This is a genomic window from Streptomyces sp. CNB091, assembly GCF_000377965.1.
This window is the reverse complement of sequence record NZ_KB899016.1, coordinates 17,922-39,923: the sequence shown is the minus strand read 5'-3', so window position 1 is coordinate 39,923 and position 22,002 is coordinate 17,922. Positions and strand designations below refer to the sequence as shown.

The window sequence follows — 22,002 nt, the reverse complement described above, 5'->3', positions numbered from 1 at the left end:
CGAGACATGGCGTACGTACCCGGCGTCGCGCTTCTGGCAGCGCTCGTCGTCGGCTGCAGCGCCGGCTCCGACAGCAACGCGAACGGCGCCGACAGCAAGGCGGGCAGCCCGACGGTCACCCCCGCGCCCCCGGGCAAGTACGAGACCCTGCCCGCCCCCTGCCGTGCCGTGCCGCGCGGCATGCTCAAGGACCTGCTGCCCGGCGCCGCGGAACTGCCCGGGGACCAGCAGGAGAAGGTGTTCCGGGGGTCGGCGTCCGTCACCTACGACACCGACCGCAAGGTCGGCTGCAGCTGGAAGTCCGACGCGCCGAACGCCAGCCGGAGCCTCTCCATCGACTTCGAGCGGGTCGTCTCCTACGACCCCGCGGTCAGCGACGACGACCGCGCCGACACGGTGTACGCGAAGAAGGAGAAGGCCGCCGGCCTGTCGTCGTCGGCGACCCCCGGGCCGGACGCGGAGAAGAACAGCGGGGCTCCGGGCGAGCAGGGGAAGGACAAGGGCAAGGGCGCCGACACGGACAAGCCGGAGGGCGCGGCGACGGACGCCACGGCCTCGGCGGACGGATCGGCGGACGGATCGGCGGACGGTGCGGCAGACCCCTCGCCCTCCTCCTCGCCCTCCGGAGGCGACGGCGGGGGCGACAACGGCAGCACCGGCACCGGCACCGAGGAGGCCCTCCCCTCGCGCGTCCTCGACAACCTCGGGGATGCCGCATTTCTGCACGATCTGCCCACTCGGGCAGGTTCCACCGCACAGCACCGCACGGTGAGCGTGGTATTCCGCACATCGAACGTGGTCGTGACCGTCCGGTACGCCGAGCAGCCGGCCCTCGTCACCCAGGTGTCCGACAGCAGGGAACTCCAGGAGAAGGCCCAGGCACTGGCCCGGAAGCTGGCCGAGACGCTCAGCGAATAGACCCCCGCCCGACGGGCCCCCACCGGCCGGATTCCGCTCTCCGGGGGCCCTCGACGGCGGCACGGGCCGACCGCCGGCCGTCGTACCGTGGCTGTCCGGAAGACGTACCGCCCCGCTACCGAGCCCACCCGTACACCGCACGAACCGAGACCTCCAGCACCGAGAGCTCCGTGCCATCCGAGTGAAGGAACCATGCACCGATCAGCCCCGCGCCTGTCCCGCATCCTCGCCTGCGCCGCCGTTCCGGTGATGCTCGTAGCCGTCGGCTGCTCGTCGGACTCCGACTCCGACGGCAAGAAGAACGCGGGCTCCTCGTCGTCCGGCACCCCCAGCGCCAAGCCCACGGAGCCCACCGTCGAAGCGGCGAGGTTCGACGACCTGCCCGACCCGTGCACTGCGGTCGCCAAGAAGACGATCAAGGACCTGGTGCCCGAGGCCAAGAAGGAGAACGGCACGGCCGGCCGGTCCAACGACCTGGCGGCCCGCAGCAGTTGCTCCTGGAACGGCCTGGACGACAAGGGCGTCGACGGCTCGCAGTACCGCTGGCTGGACGTCGGCTTCACCCGCTTCGACTCGGACCAGTCGCTGGGCAGCGGCGCCAAGCGCGCCACCGCCGAGTACACGAAGCAGGTCACCAAGGCGAAGGCCTCGGAGGGCGCCGAGAAGGTCGCCGCCGAGCCCACCCCGGGCATCGGCGAGGAGGCCACGACCGTCACCTACGGCCTCAGCAAGACGGACGAGGACTTCGCGTACGCCACCGTCGTGGCGCGCACGGGCAATGTCGTCGTCACCCTGACGTACAACGGCGCGGGTTACGCGGGTGCGAAGACGCCCTCGTCCGCGAGCATCGTCAAGGGCGCCCATAACGCGGCGAAGGAAGCGGTCGCCGCCGTCGCCGACACCGAGGACGCCAAGGTCACTCCCCCGGTGAAGGGCGGCTCCGACGACAGCAAGAAGGACGTCAAGAAGGACACGGCCAAGGGCAGCGGCACCGACAGCGACAGCGACAGCGACAGCCCCAAGTCGAAGACCAAGCCGAAGACGAAGACGAACTGACGGCTTCCCGCGCGCTTTCCCGAGAACCGGCCCTCCCCGAGGGCCGGTTCTCGCCATTCGGGCGAGCCCCGCCCGAAGCCCCGCCCGAAGCTCCGCCCGAAACCTCACCCGAAATGCCCGCCGAGGCAGCGCCGAAGCCCGCACGGAAGCTCCCGCCGGGCCCGGGAACAGCCCCACAACTCCTCCCCCGCGTAACGAAACTCGCACACATGTGCCAGGCTGTCCCCTCGCCGGGCGTCTGGAGCCTGGCCGAAAATCAATGCCGGGCGCACCGGCCGGATTCGGGTACAGAGGTCGGGGAGGTGATCGCGCGTGGCCGCGATGCAGCTGACACGCACGCACCGCATACTCATCGGGATCGTCGTCGCCGGTGCGGTGCTCATCGCCGCGATCGGTTTCGCGGGTTCCTACGCCGCCGTGCGCGAACTCGCGGAGGACAAGGGCTTCGGCGAGTTCGCGGTGGTCTTCCCCATCGGCATCGACGCGGGCATCTGCGTCCTGCTGGCCCTGGACCTCCTGCTGACCTGGATGCGGATCCCGTTCCCGCTGCTGCGCCAGACGGCGTGGCTGCTGACCGCCGCGACGATCGCGTTCAACGGCGCGGCCTCCTGGCCGGATCCGCTCGGCACCGCGATGCACGCGGTGATCCCGGTGCTGTTCGTCGTCTCCGTCGAGGCCGCCCGGCACGCGGTGGGCCGGATCGCGGACATCACGGCCGACAAGCACATGGAGGGTGTCCGGCTCACCCGCTGGCTGCTCTCGCCGATCCCGACGTTCAAGCTGTGGCGGCGGATGAAGCTGTGGGAGCTGCGCAGTTACGAACAGGTCATCAAGCTCGAACAGGACCGGCTGATCTACCAGGCCCGGCTCCAGGCCCGCTTCGGCCGCAACTGGCGGCGCAAGGCCCCGGTCGAGTCGATGATGCCGCTGCGCCTCGCGAAGTACGGCGTGCCGCTCGCCGAGACCGCCCCGGCCGGGCTCGCCGCCGCCGGCATCGAACCGGCCCTGCTGCCACCGGTCGAGGCGTCCCGCCCGAAGGCGGAGCTGCCGGAGCTGCCGTACGAGCCCCAGCGCGAGCCGGGGCAGGAGCAGGCACAGCAGCACCCGCAGCACCCGCAGCACCCGCAGCAACAACAGCAACAACAGCAACAGCGCCCGATGTCACTCGAGAAGCAGGCGCCCCAGCAGCACCAGCGGAGCCAACAGCAGACCCAGCAGACCCAGTACCTCCAGCAGGCCCCGCACCCCGAGCAGCAGGCCCCGCACCCCGAGCAGCAGGGCCTGCCCCAGCCCCAGGCCATGGAGCCCTCGCCGGTCCCGCCCACCCACGACAGCCCCTGGTTCGCCGCCCAGAAGCTTCCGGAGAGCACGCCGCACGCCAGCGCGTACGACCCGCAGCACGCCGAGGGCCTGGAGCCCACTCCGGCCGCTGTCCCCCTGGGTCCCGGCCGCACCCGGCCCCTCGGTGACGTCGGCACGATCGGCGCGGTCCCGCACCCCCGCCGTGACGACCTCGACGAAGACTTCCACGCGGCCCCGGAACCCGTACACCAGACGCAACAGACTCAACAGGCCCAGCAGCCCCAGCAGCAGCCCCAGCGAGTCCAGCAGGCCGCCGACGAGGAGCCGTCCGCCGTCCCCGAAGAGGCACCGCAGTTGGAGCCCTGGTCCCAGGAGGACGAGGACTTCGCCAACCGGGCGTTCGAGGAGTACACCGCGTTGACCGATCAGGAGGGCCAGTACCCGACCCTCGCGGCCCTCGACATCACCCTGGCCGACAAGCGCGACGTGCACCACCCGCGCTCCGCGGAGCTGCTCCAGGACCTCATGCCGAAGTTCAGGAACCTCTACACCCAGCGCACGCCGGCCGCCCGGAGCACCTGACGTACGGGCACGCGGCACGGCGAAGGGCCGCCGCCCGGGAGGGATTCCCGGCCGGCGGCCCCTGTCGTCCGTACCGCGGCGGCGCTACGCGCCCAGCAGCCTGCGCACCCGGTCCGCCCCCACCGCGAGCAGCAGCGTGGGCAGGCGGGGCCCCGTGTCGCGGCTGACGAGCAGCCGGTAGAGCAGCGCGAAGAAGGACCGCTGGGCGGCCTTCAGCTCGGGCGTCGGCTTGGCGTCCGGCTCCAGGCCCGCCAGCACCTTCGGCACGCCGTAGACGAGCGCGGTGAGCCCGTCCAGCGACCAGTGCGTGTCGAGCCCCTCCAGGAGGAGGCGCAGCGACTCGCGGCCCTGGTCGTCGAGCGAGCCGAGCAACTCCTTGTCGGGCTCGTCCCGGACGATGGTGCGGGCCTCGGCCGGGACCTGGGTGGTGATCCAGTTCTCGGCGCGGTCGAGGCGCGGGCGGGCCTCGTCCAGCGAGGTCAGCGGGTTGGCCGGGTCCAGCTCGCTGAGGATGCGCAGCGTCTGGTCCTCGGCGCCGGCGGTGATGTCGGCGACCGAGGCGAGCGTCCGGTACGGCAGCGGGTGCGGGGTGCTCGGGAGCTCCCCGGCCGCCGTGCGGACGGCACGGGAGTACGCGGCGGCGTCGGCGGGCAGCACCGTGCCGTCGGCGACCTTGCGGCCCAGCGCGTCCCACTCGTCGTACAGCCGCTGGATCTCCTGGTCGAAGGCGATCTTGAACGACTGGTTGGGCCTGCGGCGGGCGTAGAGCCAGCGCAGCAGCGGCGCTTCCATGATCTTCAGCGCGTCGGCCGGGGTGGGCACCCCGCCCTTGCTGGAGGACATCTTGGCCATGCCGGAGATGCCGACGAAGGCGTACATGGGCCCGATGGGCTGAACGCCGTCGAAGACCTCGCGGACGATCTGGCCGCCGACGACGAAGGAGGAGCCGGGTGAGGAGTGGTCGACGCCGCTGGGCTCGAAGATCACGCCCTCGTACGCCCAGCGCATCGGCCAGTCGACCTTCCAGACGAGCTTGCCGCGGTTGAACTCGTTGAGGCGGACCGTCTCGGCGAAGCCGCACGCCGAGCAGGTGTAGTTCAGCTCGGTGGTGTCGTCGTCGTAGGAGGTGACGACGGTGAGGTCCTTCTCGCAGTTGCCGCAGTAGGGCTTGTACGGGAAGTAGCCGGCGGTGTTGCCGCTGCCGTCGTCCTCGTCGGCGGCGCCGGAGCCCTCGGCGGCCTCCAGCTCGGCCTCGTCGACCTTCTTCTGCTGCTGCGGCTTCTTGCCGCCCTTGCCCTGAAGGCCGCCGGCCGGGTCCTTCTTCGTCCGGTAGCGGTCCAGTACGGCGTCGATGTCGGCGCGGTGCTTCATCGCGTGCAGGATCTGCTCGCGGTAGGTCCCGGCGGTGTACTGCTCCGTCTGGCTGATGCCGTCGTACTCGACGCCCAGCTCGTCCAGGGCCTGCGTCATGGCGGCCTTGAAGTGCTCGGCCCAGTTCGGGTACGCGGAGCCGGGCGGAGCGGGCACCGAGGTCAGCGGCTTGCCGATGTGCTCGCCCCAGGTCGCCGTGTCGACTCCGGGGATGCCCTCCGGGACCTTGCGGTAGCGGTCGTAGTCGTCCCAGGAGATCAGGTGGCGCACGGTGTGCCCGCGGCGGCGGACCTCGTCGGCGACCAGGTGCGGGGTCATGACCTCGCGGAGGTTGCCGAGGTGGATCGGGCCCGACGGGGACAGGCCGGAGGCGACGACGACCGGTTTGCCAGGCGCACGACGCTCCGATTCGGCGATGACATCGTCCGCGAAGCGGGAGACCCAGTCGGTCTCGGTGCTGGTCTGACTCTCGGCCACGGTCGGCACGTCCTTCTCTCGTCTGTCGTTTCCCGATGGGGTACGGACCATTCTCCCAGCTACACCCAGCAGCGCGAAAACGGCTTTACGCCCCGTGGGATACTGGAGAGATCCCTTGGACACCCAAGAGAACCCCTCGTACCCCCTACGGAAACGGCAGCCAGACATGGCCTCGGTCCCTTCCCTCGCTTCCACGCTCCAGCAGCAGCTGGCGGACGCCCTGACGGCAGCTCTGCCGGATGCCGGCGCCGCGGACCCGCTGCTGCGACGTAGCGACCGGGCCGACTTCCAGGCCAACGGCATCCTGGCGCTCGCCAAGAAGCTCAAGGGCAATCCGCGGGAGCTGGCCGCCCAGGTCACGGCCGCCCTCCCGGCGGGCGGGCTGATCAAGGACATCGAGGTGTCCGGGCCCGGCTTCCTCAACGTCACGCTCACCGACCGGGCGATCGTCGAGACGCTGGCCGCCCGGGCGGCGGACGGCGAGGGCCGGCTCGGCGTGCCGCTGAAGGACGACGCCGGCACGACGGTCATCGACTACGCCCAGCCGAACGTGGCCAAGGAGATGCACGTCGGCCACCTGCGGTCGGCAGTCATCGGCGACGCCGTGGTCAGGATCCTGGAGTTCACCGGCGAGAAGGTCGTCCGGCGGCACCACATCGGCGACTGGGGCACCCAGTTCGGCATGCTCATCCAGTATCTGATCGAGCACCCGGACGCGCTGAAGCACGAGGGCGGCGCGAGCGACGGCGAGGCGGCGATGTCGACGCTGAACCGGGTCTACAAGGAGTCGCGGGTCCTGTTCGACTCCGACGAGGAGTTCAAGGCCCGGTCCCGGGACCGGGTGGTGGCCCTCCAGGCCGGGGACCCCGAGACGCTGGAGCTGTGGCACCGCTTCGTCGACGAGTCGAAGATCTACTTCCACTCGGTGTTCGACAAGCTCGACATGGTGATCGACGACCCGGACATCGTCGGTGAGTCCGGCTACAACGACATGCTGGAGGAGACCTGCCGGATCCTGGAGGAGACGGGCGTCGCCGTCCGCTCCGAGGGTGCGCTGTGCGTGTTCTTCGACGACGTGAAGGGCCCGGACGGCAACAAGGTCCCGCTCATCGTGAAGAAGACGAACGGCGGCTACGGCTACGCGGCGACCGACCTCTCCGCGATCCGGAACCGGGTGCGGGACCTCAAGGCGGACACCTTGGTGTACGTGGTGGACGCGCGGCAGTCGCTGCACTTCAAGATGGTCTTCGAGACGGCCCGCCGGGCCGGCTGGCTGAACGAGGACGTCAAGGCCGTGCAGCTCGCGTTCGGCACGGTCCTCGGCAAGGACGGCAAGCCGTTCAAGACCCGTGAGGGCGAGACGGTCCGGCTGGAGGACCTCCTCGACGAGGCGGTCACGCGGGCCACGGCGGTCGTCCGGGACAAGGCCGACAAGGTGGGCCTGTCCGAGGACGAGATCGTCGAGAACGGCCGGTACGTCGGCATCGGGGCCGTGAAGTACGCGGACCTGTCGACCTCCGCCGTACGGGACTACAAGTTCGACCTGGACCAGATGGTGGCGCTGCACGGCGACACGTCGGTGTACCTCCAGTACGCGTACGCCCGCATCCAGTCGATCCTGCGCAAGGCGGGCGACGCGGTCCCGGCCGCCCACCCGGAGCTGGAGCTGGCCCCGGCGGAGCGGGCGCTCGGTCTGCACCTGGACCAGTTCGGCGAGGTCCTCGCCGAGGTCGGCGCGGGCTACGAGCCGCACAAGCTGGCCGCGTATCTCTACCAGCTGGCGTCCCACCTGACCACGTTCTACGACCAGTGCCAGGTACTCAGCCCGGACAACGCCCCGGAGGTCGTCGAGAACCGGCTCTTCCTGGTCGAGCTGACCGCCCGGACCCTGCACCAGGGGATGGCGCTGCTGGGCATCCGGACGCCCGAGCGGCTCTGATCCCGCACCCGGCTGTACGTACGTCGGCCCCGGTCACCGTCACAGGTGCCGGGGCCGACGCGCGTAAGTCCGTCCGCCCAGTCACCGTCAAAGGTGCCGGGGCCGGGGCGCGTAGGTCCGTCCGGGTCAGGGAGCGGTGAGTTCCACGACGACGTCGTAGACCGCCGGGTTCGGTGTGACCGGCCGCGCGGTCTGCTCGCGCGCGGCCCGGGTGCGGGAGGCGAAGTCGGGGTCGGCGGTGGCGGCCTCCCACACCTCCTGGCTCTCCCAGTGGGAGACGTTGACGAGCTGGAAGCGGGAGTCCGAGGAGCGGGCCCGGTGTATCCGCGAGTCGATGAAGCCCGGCTTCTCCCGCATGAGGCGGGCCCGCTCCTCCCACTTCTCGACGAACGCGTCGAGTTCGTCGGCGGAGATCTCGAAGACGTTGATGAAGGTGACGGGCGAGTCCGAGGTGTCGGCGGCCAAACCGTTCTCTGCGGTCATGCCGCAACTCTAGGAGTGGGCCGACCGCCCTACTGCGGCCGACCCAGCGCCCATCCCGACACGTCGGCGAGGCGTCCGCGCCACAGCGGCAGTGAGACGGGGGTCATCGCACCGGAGACGAGGGTGACGTCCCGCAGGTGGATCCAGCGGGGCAGCCGGGACGCCCCCGCCTCGTCCTCCTCCGCGCGCAGTTCCCGTACGCCCTGGTCGACCGTCTCGGGGAACTCGGCGAGCAGGTTGGCCCCCTCGCCCTCGACCTGGCGCAGGCTCCTGGCCCATTCCGCCTTCCACTGCTCGTGCCCGATGACGTCCCCGTGCAGCAGGCCGCCGGGGTGGGTCAGGGTGAGGGGCAGGCTGGAGCGGGGGTCCTCGTCGAGGAGCTGGATGAGCAGCTGGAGCTGAAGGTCGGGCAGGGGTTCGGTGATCACCGTGGCGGACGGTGCCGGTGAGGTGTCGGCGGTGGCGCTCATGGGCCCTTCCCTTCACATGGCGGACGACGGTCGTCCTCCCCGCCTGCCCCGGCGAGCGCGCGCGCACGCCTCCGGGGGCCGGCCGGCCTCAGCGGGAGCCACGCCCGCACCCCAGGAGCAGGCCGGGCCTCAGAGGAAGCGGCGGATGGGCAGTACGGCTGCTTCCCGGGCCCGCTGGAGGAGGTCGCGGCGCTTCCACCGGCCGCGCTCGATCAGCACGCTCTTCTCCCGGTCCTCGTCGAAGTGGCCGTCGAGGGTGGCGGTGAAGTCCCGGTCGAGGACGGCGAGCATGACCTCCTCGTCGTGGTCGAGCGAGCGCCGGTTGAAGTTGGTGGAGCCGATGAGGCTCGCGATCCGGTCCACGGTGAGGGTCTTGGCGTGCAGCATCGTCGGCTGGTACTGGTGGATCTTCACGCCGCAGGCGGTCAGCTCCTCGTAGAAGCGCTGGCCGGCGAGCTGGCAGACCCGCTTGTCGGTGTGCGGTCCCGGCAGCAGGATTTCGACCTCCACCCCGCGCCGGGCGGCGTCGCAGAGGAGCCCGGTGAAGTAGGCGTCGGGGGCGAAGTAGGCGGTGGTGAGGCGGACGCGTTCCTCGGCGGACTCCAGGACGACCCGGATCAGGGTCTGCATGTCCTGCCAGCCGAAGGACGCGGAACCCCGTACGACCTGGACGACGGCGTCCCCGTGGCGCTCGCTCACGACGAACCGGTCCCGCTCGTCGAAGAGCTCCTCGTGGCACTCGGCCCAGTTCTGGGCGAACGCGGCGGCCAGGCCGTCGACGGCGGGGCCGGTGACCTTGACGTGGGTGTCGCGCCACTCGTGCTCGTTGCGGGCGTCGCCGCACCATTCCTCGGCTATCCCGACGCCCCCGGTGAACGCGGTGCGCTCGTCGACGACGAGGACCTTGCGGTGGCAGCGGTGGTTCTGCTTCAGCGGTGAGAGATGCAGCGGCTTGCGGAACCAGGTCACGGTGACCCCGGCCGCGTCCATCAGCGCCAGCTGGTCCTTCTCGATGAGCCGGCAGCCGAACCCGTCGAGCATGAGCCGCACCCGGACCCCGGCCCGGGCCCGCTCGGCCAGCGCCTCGGCGAACCGGAGAGCGATGTCACCGCGCCAGTAGACGAACGTCATCAGGTCGACGGTGTGCTCCGCGCCCCGGATGGCCTCCAGCATCGCGCCGAAGATCTCGTCGCCGTTGCGGAGCGGGAGGAGGGCGTTGCCCTCGGTGGCGGCGATGCCGATCAGCCGCTCCAGCCTGCGTCGGAGCCGCAGGGACCGCTCCTCGCAGGTGCGGAGGTCCAGGGCCATGGGGTCGGGGGCTTCGGCGGTCGCGGGCATGGGTCACCTGGCATGGCGAGGAGGAGGAAGGAGCGGTGGACGGGCGCACCGCGGCGGGCCCGGCGACTGTACTCCTGTGCGCATGCAGACGGAATCCGCCTCGCGTCCGCGGGTGGCCGCCGCCCGCCACGTGCGGCCCGTCCGGCCGGGTGCCGTTGGCTATCGGCCGGGCACGGGCCGGGGCGGGGCCCCGCCGTCGTCCGCGTCCCGTTCTCCGAGCCGCAGCGCCTTGATCCGGTGGCTCGCGGGGCGGCGGCCTCCCTTGCGCCCGCCGGCCCGCCGGTCCATGGGGGAGGGCACCACGTTGCCGGGGCGCCGCAGGGCTTCCAGTACTTCGGCCAGGTGGCGGCCCGTCTCGGCTGACGCGGCGGCCCCGTCGCGGTCCGCCACCGCATCGCGGACAACCCGGTGGGAGGCCCAGCCCTCGGGCTCCACCGTGACCACGATGGACACGAACGCCAGCATGGTCCGGTACTGGAGCGGCTCCAGCACCTCGATCAGCGTCGCGTGACCCGACATCAGGGTCAGGACGCGCAGGAACTCGCGGTGCGCCCGGTTGGCCTCCGGCCGCGCGCCACTTCCCAGCGCGTCGAAGCCGAGCTCCAGGGCCCGGTCCAGCGCCGCCAGTTGGTCCGCGTCGTGGAAGCGGGCGGCGCGCTCGGCGGCCCATGGCTCCAGCCTGGCCCGCGCTTCCACGGTCTCGACGATCCGGTCGAGGTCTTCCGGCCCGAGACGGGGGATGAACGCCCCCCGGTGCGCGTGCATCTCGACCAGGCCACGCCCCGCCAGGCTGCGCAGGGCCTCGCGCACCGGCAGCCGCGAGACCCCGAGCGCCTCCGCCACGGCCTCGGTGACGATGTGCTCGCCGGGGCCCAGGCGCAGGTCGAGGATCTCCGCGTTGAGCAGGTCGAAGACGCGTTTCTCCAGCGTGGCGGCCACGTGGGGACGGGCGGGACGGCTAGGCGGCATGGTCCTCAGTATCCGGTACGGGCCCGACGCGGTCCCGCCCTCGTCCCGACGCGGTCCCGCCCTCGTCCCGACGCGGTCCCGCCCTCGTCCCGACGCGGTCCCGCCCTCGTCCCGACGCGGTCCCGCCCTCGTCCCGGCGTCGCTCCGACGTCTTCCGGGCGCGCTCACACGGTGTCCACCCCCGGCCTCTTGACGTGCACCTTCATATCGGATCCAATCTAACTATGGTTACCCTAACTTTAGGGAGCTCCTCCCCACCGACCGAAGCAACCGAAGCAGGTGCCGCATGACCGCCACCACCGCTCCGCCCCCTTCCGCACCGTCCGGCGGCCACCGCCCGCCGCTGACCCACGAAGAGGCCGTCGCCGCCGCCCGCGCGCTGGCCCCCCGCCTGAGGGATCACGCCCCCGAGGCCGACCGACTGCGTACCCTCCCCGGCGAGGCCGTCCGGCTCCTGGACGAGGCGCACCTCTTCGACATCCTGACCCCCCGGGCCTGGGGCGGCAGCGGACTCGGTTTCGACACCGCGCTCCTGGTCACGGAGGAGCTGTCCAGGGGCTGCGCGTCGGCGGGCTGGGTGCGCGCGGTGCTGGGCGGCAACACCTGGGCCGTCGCCCAGATGTCCGTCCGGGCTCGCCAGGAGGTCTTCGCCACGCCCTCCACCCGCGTCGCCCTCCAACTGCGGCTCGACGGCCCGCCCGCCGAGCGGGTCGCCGACGGCCTCCTGCTGCCCGGCGCGCGCGGGCGCTTCTGCTCCGGCATCGACCACGCCGAGTGGATCTTCGCCGGGGTGAGCGCCCCGGCCCTGCCCGGAGGCGAACCGGAACCGCACGTCGTGCTCCTCCCCCGCCGGGGCACCGAGGGCATCGACGACTGGCACACCGACGGACTGCGCGGTACGGGCAGCCGCTCCTTCACCACCTCCGAACTCCTCGTCCCGGAACACCGCGCCCTGCCCCTGAGCGCACTCGACCCGGTCAGCGCCTCGCCCCACGGCCGCCCGGAGGCCGCCCCGTACCGGATGGCGTTCGCCGCCATCGGCACAGTGGCCCTCGCCGGAGTCCTCCTCGGCACGGCACGGGCGGCCCTGGACGCCCACGCGGAGAACGGCGGGCGCTGCTCCGCACTCGACGCACCGGCGCTCACCGCGACGGTCGACGCCGCCCGCGCCCTGCTCCTGGCCGACCTGGCGGCCCTCGCAGACTCGGCTGCCCCTGGCGGAAGTCCGGAGGAGCGGGCCCGTATGCGCCGGGACATCGCCTACGCCGGGACGCGCTGCCGAGAGGTCGTCAACACCGTCTACGAGGCGTCCGGCGCGGGCGCGATCTACGACACCGCGCCCGTCCAGCGGATCTGGCGGGACGCCAACGCGGCGGCCCAGCACCCCGCGTTCGACCTCCGCCGCTGGGGCCCGCCCCATGCGGCAGCCCGGTCCGCCGCCGTCACCGCACCCCGGGAGGCATCCGTATGAACCCGGTCGGCACCACCGACACCGCTGCTTCCCCCGCCACGGCGAACACCACCGCCACGACGGTGGACACCACCGCCCCGGAGGGCTCCGAGGCCGCCGCCCTGCTGCGCCGCACCCTGCGCGGCCACGCGTCCGGCGTCACCGTCATCACCGTGCCCGGGCCCGCCGGCTTCACCGCGTCCTCGTTCACGTCGGTGTCCCTGGAACCGGCGCTGGTCTCGTTCTTCCTGGACGCCGAGATCTCCGCCACCCCCGCCGTCCTGCGCGCCGAACACTTCGCGGTACACCTCCTCGGCGCCCGGCACACCGCCCTGGCCCGCACCTTCGCCCGCTGGAGCCCCGACCGCTTCGACGCCCCAGGCTGGACCGCCCACCGCCTCGGCCCCCCGTTGTTCCCCTCGGCGGCGGGCTGGCTGGTGGCCCGGGTGGAACTGCGGCAGCGCATCGGGGACCACTGGCTGATCGTGGGCGAGCTGGCGGACGTGGCCCCGCCGGCGGCCTCGGACCCGGACCGCTCCGACCCCTCGGCCGCCGTACCCCTGATCCACCACAACGGCGCCTTCGCCGGAGCCGCCCCCCTGCCCCCGGAGTGAAAACCTGACCCGAGAGCGCGTCAGGACGCGGGCTCCCACCCGGTCTCCGCGTTGCCGTAGACGTACTCCGGCCGCCCCTTCATCCCACTGGTACGGAACAGCTTTCCGTTGTCGTCGATCCGTACCACCCCTTCCTTCCCGCCGCTGCTCCACTCCAGCTCCAGGTACCAGCTGACGTCGTAGCCGACGGCCTTCATGTCGAGGTTGAAGACCTCCACGTCCTCGGACGTCACCTTGTACGGGAAGTCCACGGCCGGAACCACCATGTCCCCCTGCCTCCCCGGCACCGGCCGGAGGGTGGGGTGACCGGCGTCGAGGTGGGAGACGAAGGTCTGGGGCGCGATCCCGCTGCCGCAGCCGTTGCCCATCAGATACGCCGACCAGGGCAGCGGAGCCTTGCGGGAGACGACGCGCACGTGCATGCCCTTGAGGACCACCGCCTCCCGCGAGGTCCCCTGCACGGTGAGCTGGAGCAGCATGCTCCCGGCGTCGACCCCGCCGTACGACTCCGCCCAGCCGCGCCGGTCCTGCGGCGCGGGCGGCGGGTCCAGCTCGTCGGGGCCCCGGTTCACCAGGTAGTGCTGGCCGCAGGGTTCGTCCCAGTTGTACGAGGAGATGCTGACGGCCGGCGGCGCGCCGAGGCCCGTACCGCTGCCGCCACCGGCTTTACCGCCCTCCGACTGCCCCGGCCCGGAGCCCGCCGAGGGCTTCACGGACGGCGGCCCCGAGGGGGAGGCGGAAGCGCTCGCCGTAGGACCGGCCGAACTCGGGCTCGCGGAGGGCCGGGGCGTGGCCGATGCGGAGCCTTCCGGCGCGGGCCCGAGGTCTCCGCCCGCGTCCTCCACCCGGTCCGCGGCGGCGCTCCCGCCGTCCTTCTTCCCCGACCCGACGAGGTCGGCGGCGACGACGGTGGTGGGCACGAGGAGCGCGGCGACCCCGGCGGTGGCGATGAGCACCCGCGTACGCCGGGAGAGCCGGGACCACCGGGAGCCCGCCCCCGGCCGAGCGCCACCGGACGGGACGGACGGCTCGGCGACTTCCGTGACCTCAGCGACTTCGACGGCGTCGGGAACAACACCGCCCACAGGAACACCAGCAGAGGCAGAAGCAGAAGCAGGGCCAGGGCCAGGGTCAGACACAGGGGCAGAGGCAGGGGCGGCTGCGACCGTCCCCGGTGCCGTCCCCGGTGCCGCCCCCGCCGGAGGCCGCCGCCGGGCCGCGTCCGCCACGATCCACCGCCGGTGCACCTCCACCAACTCGTCGCCGGACGCCCCGCACACCCGCGCGAACCGCTCCACCGGGGCGAACTCGTTCGGCACGGCGTCCCCGTTGCAGTACCGGTGGAGCGTCGACGTGCTGACGTGCAGCTTCCCCGCCAGCACACCGTAGCTGCGCCCCGAACGGTCCTTCAGATCCTTCAGCAGAGCCGCGAACTCCACGGCCTCCGGCGTCGCCACGACGGCGTTCCCCTTCCTCGTGCGTCCCGGAACGGCGTTCCAGGGACGCGGAATTCCCGCAGGTCACCGTACGCGTAGACGTTCCAGCATCCCCAATGGTTCGGCAGGCGTTGCGGCCGGAATCCGCCGTGCCACAAGCTCGGACCAGACCACAGCAGAACCCAGCAGGAACCAGCGGGATCCAGCAAGAACAAGCAGGACCAGCGGGACCACGGACCGGCCGTTCAACCGGACCACCAAGCCAACCGATCACGGGGAGTACCACCGCCATGCGCACCAACCGCCTCCGCACCACCGCCCTCGCCGCCACCGCCCTCGTGGCCGCTCTCTCGCTCACCGCCTGTGGCGGCGAGGACAAGGCCATGGGGACCAAGGCAGCCGGCGCCGCCGAGACGGCGACGCCCACGGCGACGAACACCGGCAGCACCGACGACAAGGCGCAGCCGGACGCACCGAAGGCCGGCACACCCGACACGCAGACCGTCCCCGCCGCAGGGAAGCACGCCGGCGGCAACGGCAACGGCAACGGCAACGGCGCCAGCAACGCCAAGAAGCCGGAGGCCGCGCCGAACGCGAAGGCCGCGGCGTCGATCCCGGCCTGCACGACCACCAACTCCAAGGTGACGGTCTCCTCGGTGAGCCGCCCGATCAACCACCTGCTGCTCACGGTGGTCAACACCGGCTCCACCAACTGCGCCGCGTACCACGCTCCGTTCCTCCGCTTCGACGACGCGCAGGCCGTGTACCCGGTCTACGACGACAGCAAGCCGCAGTCGGTCGTCGTGCTCTCCCCCGGCAAGAAGGCGTACGCGGGCGTCGCGCTCCTCGGAGAGCCCGGCCAGAACGAGCCGGTCAAGAGCGCCAACCTCGGCGTCATCATGGTCGACAAGAACAACGCGCCGAAGGGCGAGTCCACGCTGAAGCTCCCGGCGGAGACCTACACGGACAGCCTGGGCTTCGTCACCTACTGGCAGTCGGACGTCCAGACCGCCCTGATGTACTGAGCGGACGAGGCAGCCCAGGCCAGCGCCTGACGTGCGGTAACTGTGCGCGACCCGTACATATTTCTTGTACGGGTCGCGCATGCGTGAAGTGGGTTCCGGGGTGGGAGTGGGAACCGTATGCACCCCAGAAAGCGACAGCGTAAGAACGCGTCGACCATGAAGCTCGTGGGCAAGCTGCTGGCCCGTTTCCGCATCGAGGCGGGCATGACCCAGGTCGAACTCGCCCAGGCGGCAGGCGTACAGGAGGACACGATCGCCTCCGTGGAACAGGGCAGGCGCTCCCTGGTCCCGGATCTGGCGGAGACGATCGACGATCTGCTGGACACCAAGGGCGCGCTGGCGACGGCGGTCGACAACATGCCGGAAGTCGACCTGATCCCGTTGTGGGCGGAGGACTACATCGACATGGAGCAGGACGCGCTGGCGCTGTCCTGGTACGACAACCAGGTCATCCCGGGCCTGCTCCAGACGAAGGCGTACGCGCAGGCGGTGTTCAGCAACAAGGTTCCGGTCTACAGCCAAGAGGAGATCGAGACGCAGACGGCGACGCGGCTGCAACGCCAGCAGATCCTGGACCGGAAGAAGCCGCCGACCACCAGCATCGTGATCTGGGAACCGGTCCTGATGATGAAACTGACCTCGGACGAGGACCACCGGGAACAGCTCCGCCACCTCTACGCGATGGCCCAACTCCCGGGCGTCTGCCTCCAGGTGCTCCCGCTCGACAGCAGGGTCCACGCGGGCCTCAATGGCCCCTTCACTCTCCTGGAGACACCGGACCACCAACACGTCGCGTACACCGAGACCCAGCGCGGCAGCCAGCTGATCTCCGACCGGAACGAGGTCAGCATCCTCGCCCAGAAATATGCGATGCTGCGAGCCCAGGCGCTCAGCCCCGTGGAGACCCTGCGCCTGCTGGCCCGCTTACTGGGAGAGACATGAGCACCGCACTGAACTGGTTCAAGTCGAGCTACAGCGGCAGCGAAGGCGGCGCCTGCCTCGAAGTCGCCTACGACTGGCGGAAGTCGAGCTACAGCGGCGACGAAGGCGGGCAGTGCGTCGAGATCGCCGCGCACCCCGCCGCCGTCCACGTCCGTGACTCCAAGGACATCGAGGGCCCGACGTTCACCGTCGCGCCCACCGCCTGGTCGGCGTTCGCCGCCTACGCGGCCACCGCCTGACCCCGCACCGCCGTAAGGCTCATGCCCGGACCGTCTCGTAACGGAGCATCGCGACCCCGTTCCCGAAGGTCCGGGTCTCCACCAGCCGGAGCATCTGCCGCTCCTCCGCGTCCCGGAAGAAGCGGCGGCCCCGGCCGAGGATGACCGGGTGGACGTAGATCCGGTACTCGTCGATCAGATCGGCCCGCCGGAACGACTCCAGCAGATCCGCGCCGCCGACCGCCAGGTCCCCCGAGGCGGCGTCCCGCAGACCGCGCACCTGCTCGGGGTCGACCTCGTGCAGCAGGGTCGCGTTCGGCCCCACGCTCTCCAGCGTCCGCGAGAAGACGAACTTCGGCATGGACCGCCAGATCCCCGCGAATTCGGCCATCGGGCCCTCGTTGGCCGGGTCCTGATCGGCGGTCGGCCAGAACTCCTCCATCAGCTCGTAGGTGACGCGCCCCTCGACGAAGCCGCCCATGGTCCGGAAGTAGTCGTTGAAGTGCTGGTGCACCTCCTCGTCGACGGTGTGCCAGTCGATGTCGTGGTCGGGCCCTTCGAAGAATCCGTCGAGGGAGAGGGAGATGGACGTGACGATCCTGTTCACCGGGGGCTCCTGTCGGATCGGCCCGGTCGACGGGAACGACGACCGGGCGGCGCGCACAACGGGCCTCGACGATATGCGCGGGCACTGACAAAGCCGGGCCCAGCCGCGCCCGTCCCGCCGTACGGCCTCCGGCCCACTCCCCCGTACGGTCCCCGGCCGTCTCCCCCGTACGGTCCTTGGCCGCGCCGATCCCGCTACCGGCCCCGTCGTACGGTCCCCCGCCGGTCCAGCTCCTCCCGCCAGTCCCGCTCGACCGGCTCGTCCGGCCGTACGGTCTCCGCCAGCGAGGCGAGGATCGGCTCGGCGGTGGCCCAGAGCAGCGCGCCGCCGACACCCGGCACGACCGTGCGCCGCGCCCCGGGGATACGGGAGACGAGCCGGCGTCCGAGGTCGGGCGAGTGGGAGGCGTCCTCCTCGCCGTACCAGACCTCGACCGGGACGGTGATCGCGCCGAGATCGATGGGCCAACGCCCCATGGCGAGCACGGTGTCCCGGGCGTACCCGGCCGCCGCGCCCTGGCAGAACGCCTCGTCGAGGGCGCGGCCGTAGGCGACGGCGAAGCCGGGGTCCTCGTACACGGCGAGGTCGCACGCCGGACTTCCGGCCAGAACCATCCGCCGCATCGCGTCCGCGTCGAACCCGGCGAAGACCTTCTCCGCCCCGACCGGGTCCTCCGCCACCCGCGCGACGAGGCCCCGCAGACCGTCGGGCAGAGCAGCGGCGAACCCGGGGTCCGCGACCTCGTCGGCGGCCGAGACGAGCGTGAGCGCGGAGACGAGGCCCGCCGCCGCGCAGGCGAGGGCGAAGGGCGCGCCCTGGGAGTTCCCGAGCATGGCGGGACGCGGGCCCAGCCCGCGCAGCTCGATCAACTCCCGTACGTCGTCCGCGAAGTCGGCGAAGGTCCGGCCGGGCGCGGGCGTGGAGACCCCGAGCCCGGGCCGGTCCACCGAGACCAGCCGGACACCCTCGTTCTCGACGGCCCCGGCACCGATCCCGAGCCACCGGCTGGTCCCGGCCCCGGGAGAGAGCAGGACGGGCAGCCCGTCCTCGGGCCCCCACTCGGCCCAGCCGAGCACCCTCCCGTCGGAGAGGCGGGTGGTTCCGAGGCGGGCGGGATCATCGACGTACAAACTCATGCCCGACATCATTATCCAGCCACCCCCGCCCCGCACCGGCTTTCGGACCCCGGGCCCGTCGCGGCGGTCGGAGAGCCCGCAGGACGCTGCCGCTGATGTCCGCGCCCCGCAGGCCACCGGCGGCATGTCGTCGTACGTCGGCGTCACCGCCCCGCACGTTGTCAGTGCCGCCGCCTAGGCTCCCCACCATGGCGACGCTCCCCAATCCACTGCCCTCCCTGGCCACTTCCGGCCTGGACCTCCCGCCCGGCTCCCTGGTGGACGCCACCCTGGACGGCCCCTGGCACGAGCCGCTGCTCTGGTACGCGGACGGCCCGCCCGCCCCTCGCGACTGGCCGGACCTGCGCGCGGCCGGGCGGCGGGTCGGGCTGCTGCCGGTGCTGGTCACGGGCGGCCGGCGCGACCAGTGGCCCGAGGAGTGGGACCTCTGCCCGGACGGCACGTCGTATCCCGGCGACCACGACGCCGACGAGGTCCTCGCGGGCTACTGGACGGCGTACGCGGACGACGAGGTGGGCGACGGCGCGACGGCCGACGAAGTGGCCCCGGAGAACGCCGGATCACCTACGGACGGCCCCGGCTCCTGGCCCGGTCTCGCGCCCGCCCCCGCCCGGGAGGCGGGCGAGGACGCGGACACGGCGGCCGCAGGACTCGCGGGCGTGATCGCCGCCGACGCGGACGAGTGGCTCGGCGGGGCGCGGATGGCCCTCGTCCCGGCCCGCCGCAGCGCCGACATACCGGCGGCTATCGGCTGGTCGGGCCCGATGAACCACGAGAACGACGTGGCCCGGCTCTGCGCGGTGCTCCGCTCCTGGGAGGACCGCTACGACGCCCGGGTCGTGGTGCTCGGCTTCGACACGATGATCGTCTCCGTGGGCCGCCCGCCCGCCACGATCGAGGAGGCCCGCGCCCTGGCCGCTGAGCACTACGCGTTCTGCCCCGACAACATCGACCAGTCCCCGCCGTACGACCTCGACGTGTACGCCGAGAAGGCCGTGCTCAACCAGGAAGCGTGGTCGTTCTGGTGGGACTAGACACGACGGGACCGGAAACAGGCACGGGCACGGGCACGGGCACGGCAACAGGCAAGAGCCGCCGTCCGGCCGGGCGGCGCTCGGACCTCAGCAGCATCAAGAAGTGGTGGCGCGCGCTCGGCGGCGACGGCTTCGCCGTCCTCCCGCCGCCGACCCGGAGCCGTTACACCCAGTCCGACGGCCATGAGGACGCGGCCGAGCTGTTCGCGACCCGGTCCCTCGCCACCGACACCTCCTTCGCCTACTGGCACTGGCAGTCCCACTCCGCCTTCGACCGCTCCGGCGGCCTGAGGGGCGAGCTGTACGTGCACTGGGGCGGCGACCACGCCACGGTCGCCGCCGGCCTCGGCGACGGCCCGGACGGCTACCGGGTCATCGACGGCGGCCCGCAGGGCGCGTTCCGGCTCGACAAGGTCACAGAGAGGGACGACGACGGACTCCCCGACCCCGAGGACACCGCCGGAGTACGCCAGTTCCTGGACCGGCTCCGCAGCCCCCGCGTGAACCGGCCCGGCGGGCCCGGCCACCACGACGCCCCGCTGACCGCCGCCGAGGAAAGCTGGCTGCACGACCGGCTGCGCGATCCGGTGGAGCTGTCCGGGGCGGCGGGGTTCGTCACCGCACTGGAGTCGCGACAGGCGCTGACCTCCGAGGAGACGTCACGGCTGCTGCCGGCCTGGCGGGAGGAGTACGCCGGGCGGCTCACCGAGTGGCCCGCCTGGGCGGACCTGCTGGACGCGCTGCTGCGCCACGACCACGAGGAGGTCTGGGACACGGTGGCGTGCCTCGGCCCCCGGGCGTCCGACGTCCTCGGCGCGGCCCCCTCCCCCCAAGCCCTGGACATCCTGCGCGGGTGGTCGTTCACCGGTCACCCCAACGCGATCCACGCCTGGCTCGACGTACACCGGGCGGTCCACGGAACCGACCCGGCACGGTCCGCCGGCGCGCTCGCCTCGGAGCTGACCGCACACCACGCCCCCGAGACGTCCCAGAGCACCCTGTTCGCCGCGCTCAGCGCCACCGTCACGAAGGACTGGCGCGCCGCCCGGCCGACGGCGGACCACAGCGCGGCCCAGGCGTTCGCGGCCCTCACCGCCGTACGCCTCGCCACCGACGACGACCTGCCGCGCCCCCTGCGCGTGGCCGCCGCGCGCGCGGCGTACGACCAGGTCGCCCACGTACGGGAGCAGGCGGCCCGGCACCCCGGCGTCAGCGAGGCCGACGTGCTCGCCGCCGCCGACCGCTACGACGCCGCCCGCGACGACCTGCTCGCGGGCACCGGCCCCGACCTCACCGGATACGAGGGCGGGCTCGGCGACCTCTACCACCGCTACCGCACCCCGGCCCCCGCCGACATCCAGTGGCTGCGCGACCGGGTGGCCGACCCGTCCACCGGCGTCCAGGGCATCGCGTTCTGCCTCGAACTGCTCTACGCCCACGGCGAGGCCACCCGGACCGAGCTGGAAGCACTCCTGCCCCGCTGGAAGAAGGAGCTGACCAAGCAGTACCGCACCACGTACACCGAGTGGCGCCACCCCCTGACCACCCTGACCTGCCTCGCCCTCGACCTGGACCACCCGGCGGCCGCCGACCTCACCGCCTGGTGGGCGAAGCCCAAGCCGCTCTGGAAGACCCCGGTCCGGCTGCTGACCCACCTCGGCGCACCGGACGAGACGAAGGCCGCCGAGCTGTGGGACTTCGTGACCTCCGGCGCTCACGACACCGGGCACCTGATGACCTGGGTACTGCTCCGCGCCCGGCTCGACGGCACGCACCCCCTGCTCGTCGCCGAGCGGCTGATCGGACAGCGCGGCGTCCGCACGTACGTTCTGCACCGGGTCCTGATCGGAGTGGCCGACCCCGCCCAGCCGCTCTGGCACTACGCCGTCGACCCACGCAGCCACAGCTGGCTGCGGCGCGCCCAGGAGGTCGCGGACGACCCCCGCCTCACCGACGCGGCCCGCGCGATCGGGCTGAAGACCGCCCGCGAGCACTACGCCTTCCGCTACCCGGACCAGGTCCGCCCGGCCCTCACGGACGGGCAGCTGGCTGCGGCACACGCCTGGGCGGTGGCCCGCGCCGACCGGACCACCGGGGACTGAGCCCTCGTACTCATGCGGCCGGGAGACCCCCCGAGGTTGACTCGGCCGCATGAGCGAGACCAGCCACGCCGGCGACAGCACCCCGGCGGCCGCCCCCGACGAGACGCCCGACGACTACGCCTGGATCGCCCCGGTGATCTCCTCGGTCGTGACCGTGCCTTCGGGGCTGCTCGCCCTGCTCTACGGCGCGCTCTCGCCCATGGAGTGCGGCTCCTGCGGCGGCTCGGTGGCCGACCGCTTCCACGACAGCTGGACCACCGCGTGGACCGTCCTGTGGATCGGCCTGGTCCTGGCCCTGATCGTGCTGATCGCCACCTGGGCGCTCCCCCACCAGCTCCGCTACGCCGCCCGGCGCATGGGCCTGGCCCTCGCCGCCCCCACCACCGCGATGGTCGCTTTCGCAGCATTCATGGCACTGGTCGACTGGCCCTGACAGCAAGGCCCCCGGCCGATCCCGCTCGGCACCACCGCACCGGCCGACCAGGACCCACTCGTACGGGACAGCGCCCGCTTCTCCATCGAGGAGGCCCACC

At 72.2% G+C, this 22,002-nt stretch carries 21 protein-coding genes; 13 read left to right on the top strand and 8 right to left on the bottom strand.

What is annotated here, in order from left to right; genetic code table 11:
• The first annotated feature begins 6 nt into the window (after positions 1 to 6).
• The 3 genes from D581_RS0134090 (at position 7) to D581_RS0134080 (ending at position 3,858) form a co-directional block, all read left to right on the top strand.
• Complete coding sequence (locus D581_RS0134090) at positions 7 to 918, top strand: hypothetical protein (RefSeq protein WP_018961601.1); 912 nt, start codon at positions 7 to 9, stop codon at positions 916 to 918.
• Positions 919 to 1,110: 192 nt separating this feature from the next.
• Positions 1,111 to 1,974 carry a hypothetical protein gene (locus D581_RS0134085; RefSeq protein ID WP_018961600.1) on the top strand — a complete coding sequence of 288 codons (864 nt, stop codon included), beginning with the start codon at positions 1,111 to 1,113 and terminating at the stop codon, positions 1,972 to 1,974.
• Between the two features lie 312 nt (positions 1,975 to 2,286).
• The gene (locus tag D581_RS0134080; protein WP_018961599.1) at positions 2,287 to 3,858 is read left to right on the top strand and encodes a DUF2637 domain-containing protein; all 1,572 of its coding nucleotides are present in this window, start codon (positions 2,287 to 2,289) and stop codon (positions 3,856 to 3,858) included.
• 84 nt (positions 3,859 to 3,942) lie between these two features.
• Here the strand turns inward: D581_RS0134080 and lysS are convergent, their stop codons facing one another.
• Positions 3,943 to 5,715 (bottom strand): lysine--tRNA ligase, encoded by a 1,773-nt coding sequence (gene lysS / locus D581_RS0134075; protein ID WP_018961598.1) that lies wholly within the window; start codon positions 5,713 to 5,715, stop codon positions 3,943 to 3,945.
• Between the two features lie 157 nt (positions 5,716 to 5,872).
• On the opposite strand from lysS, the gene argS reads away from it, so the two are divergent.
• Positions 5,873 to 7,645: an arginine--tRNA ligase gene (gene argS / locus D581_RS0134070; protein WP_018961597.1), complete on the top strand. Its 1,773-nt coding sequence runs from the start codon at positions 5,873 to 5,875 to the stop codon at positions 7,643 to 7,645.
• Positions 7,646 to 7,771: 126 nt separating this feature from the next.
• On the opposite strand, the gene D581_RS0134065 is transcribed toward argS, so the two are convergent.
• The 4 genes from D581_RS0134065 to D581_RS0134050 form a co-directional block, all read right to left on the bottom strand.
• Entirely contained in the window at positions 7,772 to 8,128 is a 357-nt protein-coding gene (locus tag D581_RS0134065; protein WP_018961596.1) for an antibiotic biosynthesis monooxygenase family protein, read from the bottom strand.
• A 29-nt stretch (positions 8,129 to 8,157) separates the two neighbouring features.
• The gene (locus D581_RS0134060) at positions 8,158 to 8,598 is read right to left on the bottom strand and encodes a hypothetical protein (RefSeq protein WP_018961595.1); all 441 of its coding nucleotides are present in this window, start codon (positions 8,596 to 8,598) and stop codon (positions 8,158 to 8,160) included.
• A gap of 129 nt (positions 8,599 to 8,727) precedes the next feature.
• On the bottom strand, positions 8,728 to 9,936 hold the full coding sequence (locus tag D581_RS0134055; protein ID WP_018961594.1) for a phospholipase D-like domain-containing protein: 1,209 nt from the start codon (positions 9,934 to 9,936) through the stop codon (positions 8,728 to 8,730).
• Positions 9,937 to 10,095: 159 nt separating this feature from the next.
• Positions 10,096 to 10,905, bottom strand: coding sequence for a GntR family transcriptional regulator (locus tag D581_RS0134050; protein ID WP_026291155.1), 810 nt, complete (start codon positions 10,903 to 10,905; stop codon positions 10,096 to 10,098).
• Positions 10,906 to 11,191: 286 nt separating this feature from the next.
• On the opposite strand from D581_RS0134050, the gene D581_RS0134045 reads away from it, so the two are divergent.
• Both D581_RS0134045 and D581_RS0134040 read left to right on the top strand, forming a co-directional pair.
• A complete protein-coding gene (locus D581_RS0134045; RefSeq protein ID WP_018961592.1) occupies positions 11,192 to 12,376 on the top strand; it encodes an acyl-CoA dehydrogenase family protein in 1,185 nt (394 codons plus the stop codon).
• On the top strand, positions 12,373 to 12,969 hold the full coding sequence (locus D581_RS0134040) for a flavin reductase family protein (protein WP_018961591.1): 597 nt from the start codon (positions 12,373 to 12,375) through the stop codon (positions 12,967 to 12,969). The genes D581_RS0134045 and D581_RS0134040 overlap by 4 nt, the downstream gene beginning before the upstream one ends.
• Before the next feature lie 20 nt (positions 12,970 to 12,989).
• Here D581_RS0134040 and D581_RS0134035 read toward each other — a convergent pair whose 3' ends face one another.
• The gene (locus D581_RS0134035; protein WP_026291154.1) at positions 12,990 to 14,426 is read right to left on the bottom strand and encodes a transcriptional regulator; all 1,437 of its coding nucleotides are present in this window, start codon (positions 14,424 to 14,426) and stop codon (positions 12,990 to 12,992) included.
• A gap of 269 nt (positions 14,427 to 14,695) precedes the next feature.
• Between D581_RS0134035 and D581_RS0134030 the strand changes: the two genes are divergently transcribed.
• The 3 genes from D581_RS0134030 to D581_RS0134020 all read left to right on the top strand — a co-directional run bounded on the left by D581_RS0134030 (position 14,696) and on the right by D581_RS0134020 (position 16,611).
• Positions 14,696 to 15,430: a DUF4232 domain-containing protein gene (locus tag D581_RS0134030; RefSeq protein ID WP_018961589.1), complete on the top strand. Its 735-nt coding sequence runs from the start codon at positions 14,696 to 14,698 to the stop codon at positions 15,428 to 15,430.
• Between the two features lie 156 nt (positions 15,431 to 15,586).
• A complete protein-coding gene (locus tag D581_RS0134025; RefSeq protein ID WP_018961588.1) occupies positions 15,587 to 16,372 on the top strand; it encodes a Scr1 family TA system antitoxin-like transcriptional regulator in 786 nt (261 codons plus the stop codon).
• Positions 16,369 to 16,611, top strand: coding sequence for a DUF397 domain-containing protein (locus D581_RS0134020; protein ID WP_018961587.1), 243 nt, complete (start codon positions 16,369 to 16,371; stop codon positions 16,609 to 16,611). The genes D581_RS0134025 and D581_RS0134020 overlap by 4 nt, the downstream gene beginning before the upstream one ends.
• A gap of 19 nt (positions 16,612 to 16,630) precedes the next feature.
• Here the strand turns inward: D581_RS0134020 and D581_RS0134015 are convergent, their stop codons facing one another.
• Both D581_RS0134015 and D581_RS01000000138115 read right to left on the bottom strand, forming a co-directional pair.
• Positions 16,631 to 17,197, bottom strand: a complete 567-nt coding sequence (locus D581_RS0134015; protein ID WP_018961586.1) for a dihydrofolate reductase family protein — start codon at positions 17,195 to 17,197, stop codon at positions 16,631 to 16,633.
• Positions 17,198 to 17,391: 194 nt separating this feature from the next.
• Positions 17,392 to 18,333, bottom strand: a complete 942-nt coding sequence (locus D581_RS01000000138115) for an alpha/beta fold hydrolase (RefSeq protein ID WP_018961585.1) — start codon at positions 18,331 to 18,333, stop codon at positions 17,392 to 17,394.
• On the opposite strand from D581_RS01000000138115, the gene D581_RS0134005 reads away from it, so the two are divergent.
• The 4 genes from D581_RS0134005 to D581_RS0133990 are packed head-to-tail and all read left to right on the top strand — an operon-like array spanning position 18,332 to position 21,902.
• On the top strand, positions 18,332 to 18,511 hold the full coding sequence (locus D581_RS0134005) for a hypothetical protein (RefSeq protein WP_020679269.1): 180 nt from the start codon (positions 18,332 to 18,334) through the stop codon (positions 18,509 to 18,511). The genes D581_RS01000000138115 and D581_RS0134005 overlap by 2 nt on opposite strands.
• Positions 18,512 to 18,521: 10 nt before the next feature.
• Complete coding sequence (locus D581_RS0134000) at positions 18,522 to 19,367, top strand: DUF4253 domain-containing protein (RefSeq protein ID WP_018961584.1); 846 nt, start codon at positions 18,522 to 18,524, stop codon at positions 19,365 to 19,367.
• Positions 19,346 to 21,469 carry a hypothetical protein gene (locus D581_RS0133995; RefSeq protein WP_018961583.1) on the top strand — a complete coding sequence of 708 codons (2,124 nt, stop codon included), beginning with the start codon at positions 19,346 to 19,348 and terminating at the stop codon, positions 21,467 to 21,469. Before D581_RS0134000 ends, D581_RS0133995 begins: the two co-directional genes overlap by 22 nt.
• Positions 21,470 to 21,518: 49 nt before the next feature.
• Positions 21,519 to 21,902 carry a hypothetical protein gene (locus D581_RS0133990; RefSeq protein ID WP_018961582.1) on the top strand — a complete coding sequence of 128 codons (384 nt, stop codon included), beginning with the start codon at positions 21,519 to 21,521 and terminating at the stop codon, positions 21,900 to 21,902.
• Positions 21,903 to 22,002: the final 100 nt, after the last annotated feature.

What these genes read in the sequence shown, in the direction of transcription:
- D581_RS0134090 (WP_018961601.1), top strand. Translation starts at nt 7, where the DNA reads ATGGCGTACGTACCCGGCGTCGCGCTTCTGGCAGCGCTCGTCGTCGGC.
- D581_RS0134085 (WP_018961600.1), top strand. Translation starts at nt 1,111, where the DNA reads ATGCACCGATCAGCCCCGCGCCTGTCCCGCATCCTCGCCTGCGCCGCC.
- argS (WP_018961597.1), top strand. Translation starts at nt 5,873, where the DNA reads ATGGCCTCGGTCCCTTCCCTCGCTTCCACGCTCCAGCAGCAGCTGGCG.
- D581_RS0134065 (WP_018961596.1), bottom strand. Translation starts at nt 8,128, where the DNA reads ATGACCGCAGAGAACGGTTTGGCCGCCGACACCTCGGACTCGCCCGTC.
- D581_RS0134060 (WP_018961595.1), bottom strand. Translation starts at nt 8,598, where the DNA reads ATGAGCGCCACCGCCGACACCTCACCGGCACCGTCCGCCACGGTGATC.
- D581_RS0134055 (WP_018961594.1), bottom strand. Translation starts at nt 9,936, where the DNA reads ATGCCCGCGACCGCCGAAGCCCCCGACCCCATGGCCCTGGACCTCCGC.
- D581_RS0134050 (WP_026291155.1), bottom strand. Translation starts at nt 10,905, where the DNA reads ATGCCGCCTAGCCGTCCCGCCCGTCCCCACGTGGCCGCCACGCTGGAG.
- D581_RS0134045 (WP_018961592.1), top strand. Translation starts at nt 11,192, where the DNA reads ATGACCGCCACCACCGCTCCGCCCCCTTCCGCACCGTCCGGCGGCCAC.
- D581_RS0134040 (WP_018961591.1), top strand. Translation starts at nt 12,373, where the DNA reads ATGAACCCGGTCGGCACCACCGACACCGCTGCTTCCCCCGCCACGGCG.
- D581_RS0134030 (WP_018961589.1), top strand. Translation starts at nt 14,696, where the DNA reads ATGCGCACCAACCGCCTCCGCACCACCGCCCTCGCCGCCACCGCCCTC.
- D581_RS0134025 (WP_018961588.1), top strand. Translation starts at nt 15,587, where the DNA reads ATGAAGCTCGTGGGCAAGCTGCTGGCCCGTTTCCGCATCGAGGCGGGC.
- D581_RS0134020 (WP_018961587.1), top strand. Translation starts at nt 16,369, where the DNA reads ATGAGCACCGCACTGAACTGGTTCAAGTCGAGCTACAGCGGCAGCGAA.
- D581_RS0134005 (WP_020679269.1), top strand. Translation starts at nt 18,332, where the DNA reads ATGCCCGACATCATTATCCAGCCACCCCCGCCCCGCACCGGCTTTCGG.
- D581_RS01000000138115 (WP_018961585.1), bottom strand. Translation starts at nt 18,333, where the DNA reads ATGAGTTTGTACGTCGATGATCCCGCCCGCCTCGGAACCACCCGCCTC.
- D581_RS0134000 (WP_018961584.1), top strand. Translation starts at nt 18,522, where the DNA reads ATGGCGACGCTCCCCAATCCACTGCCCTCCCTGGCCACTTCCGGCCTG.
- D581_RS0133990 (WP_018961582.1), top strand. Translation starts at nt 21,519, where the DNA reads ATGAGCGAGACCAGCCACGCCGGCGACAGCACCCCGGCGGCCGCCCCC.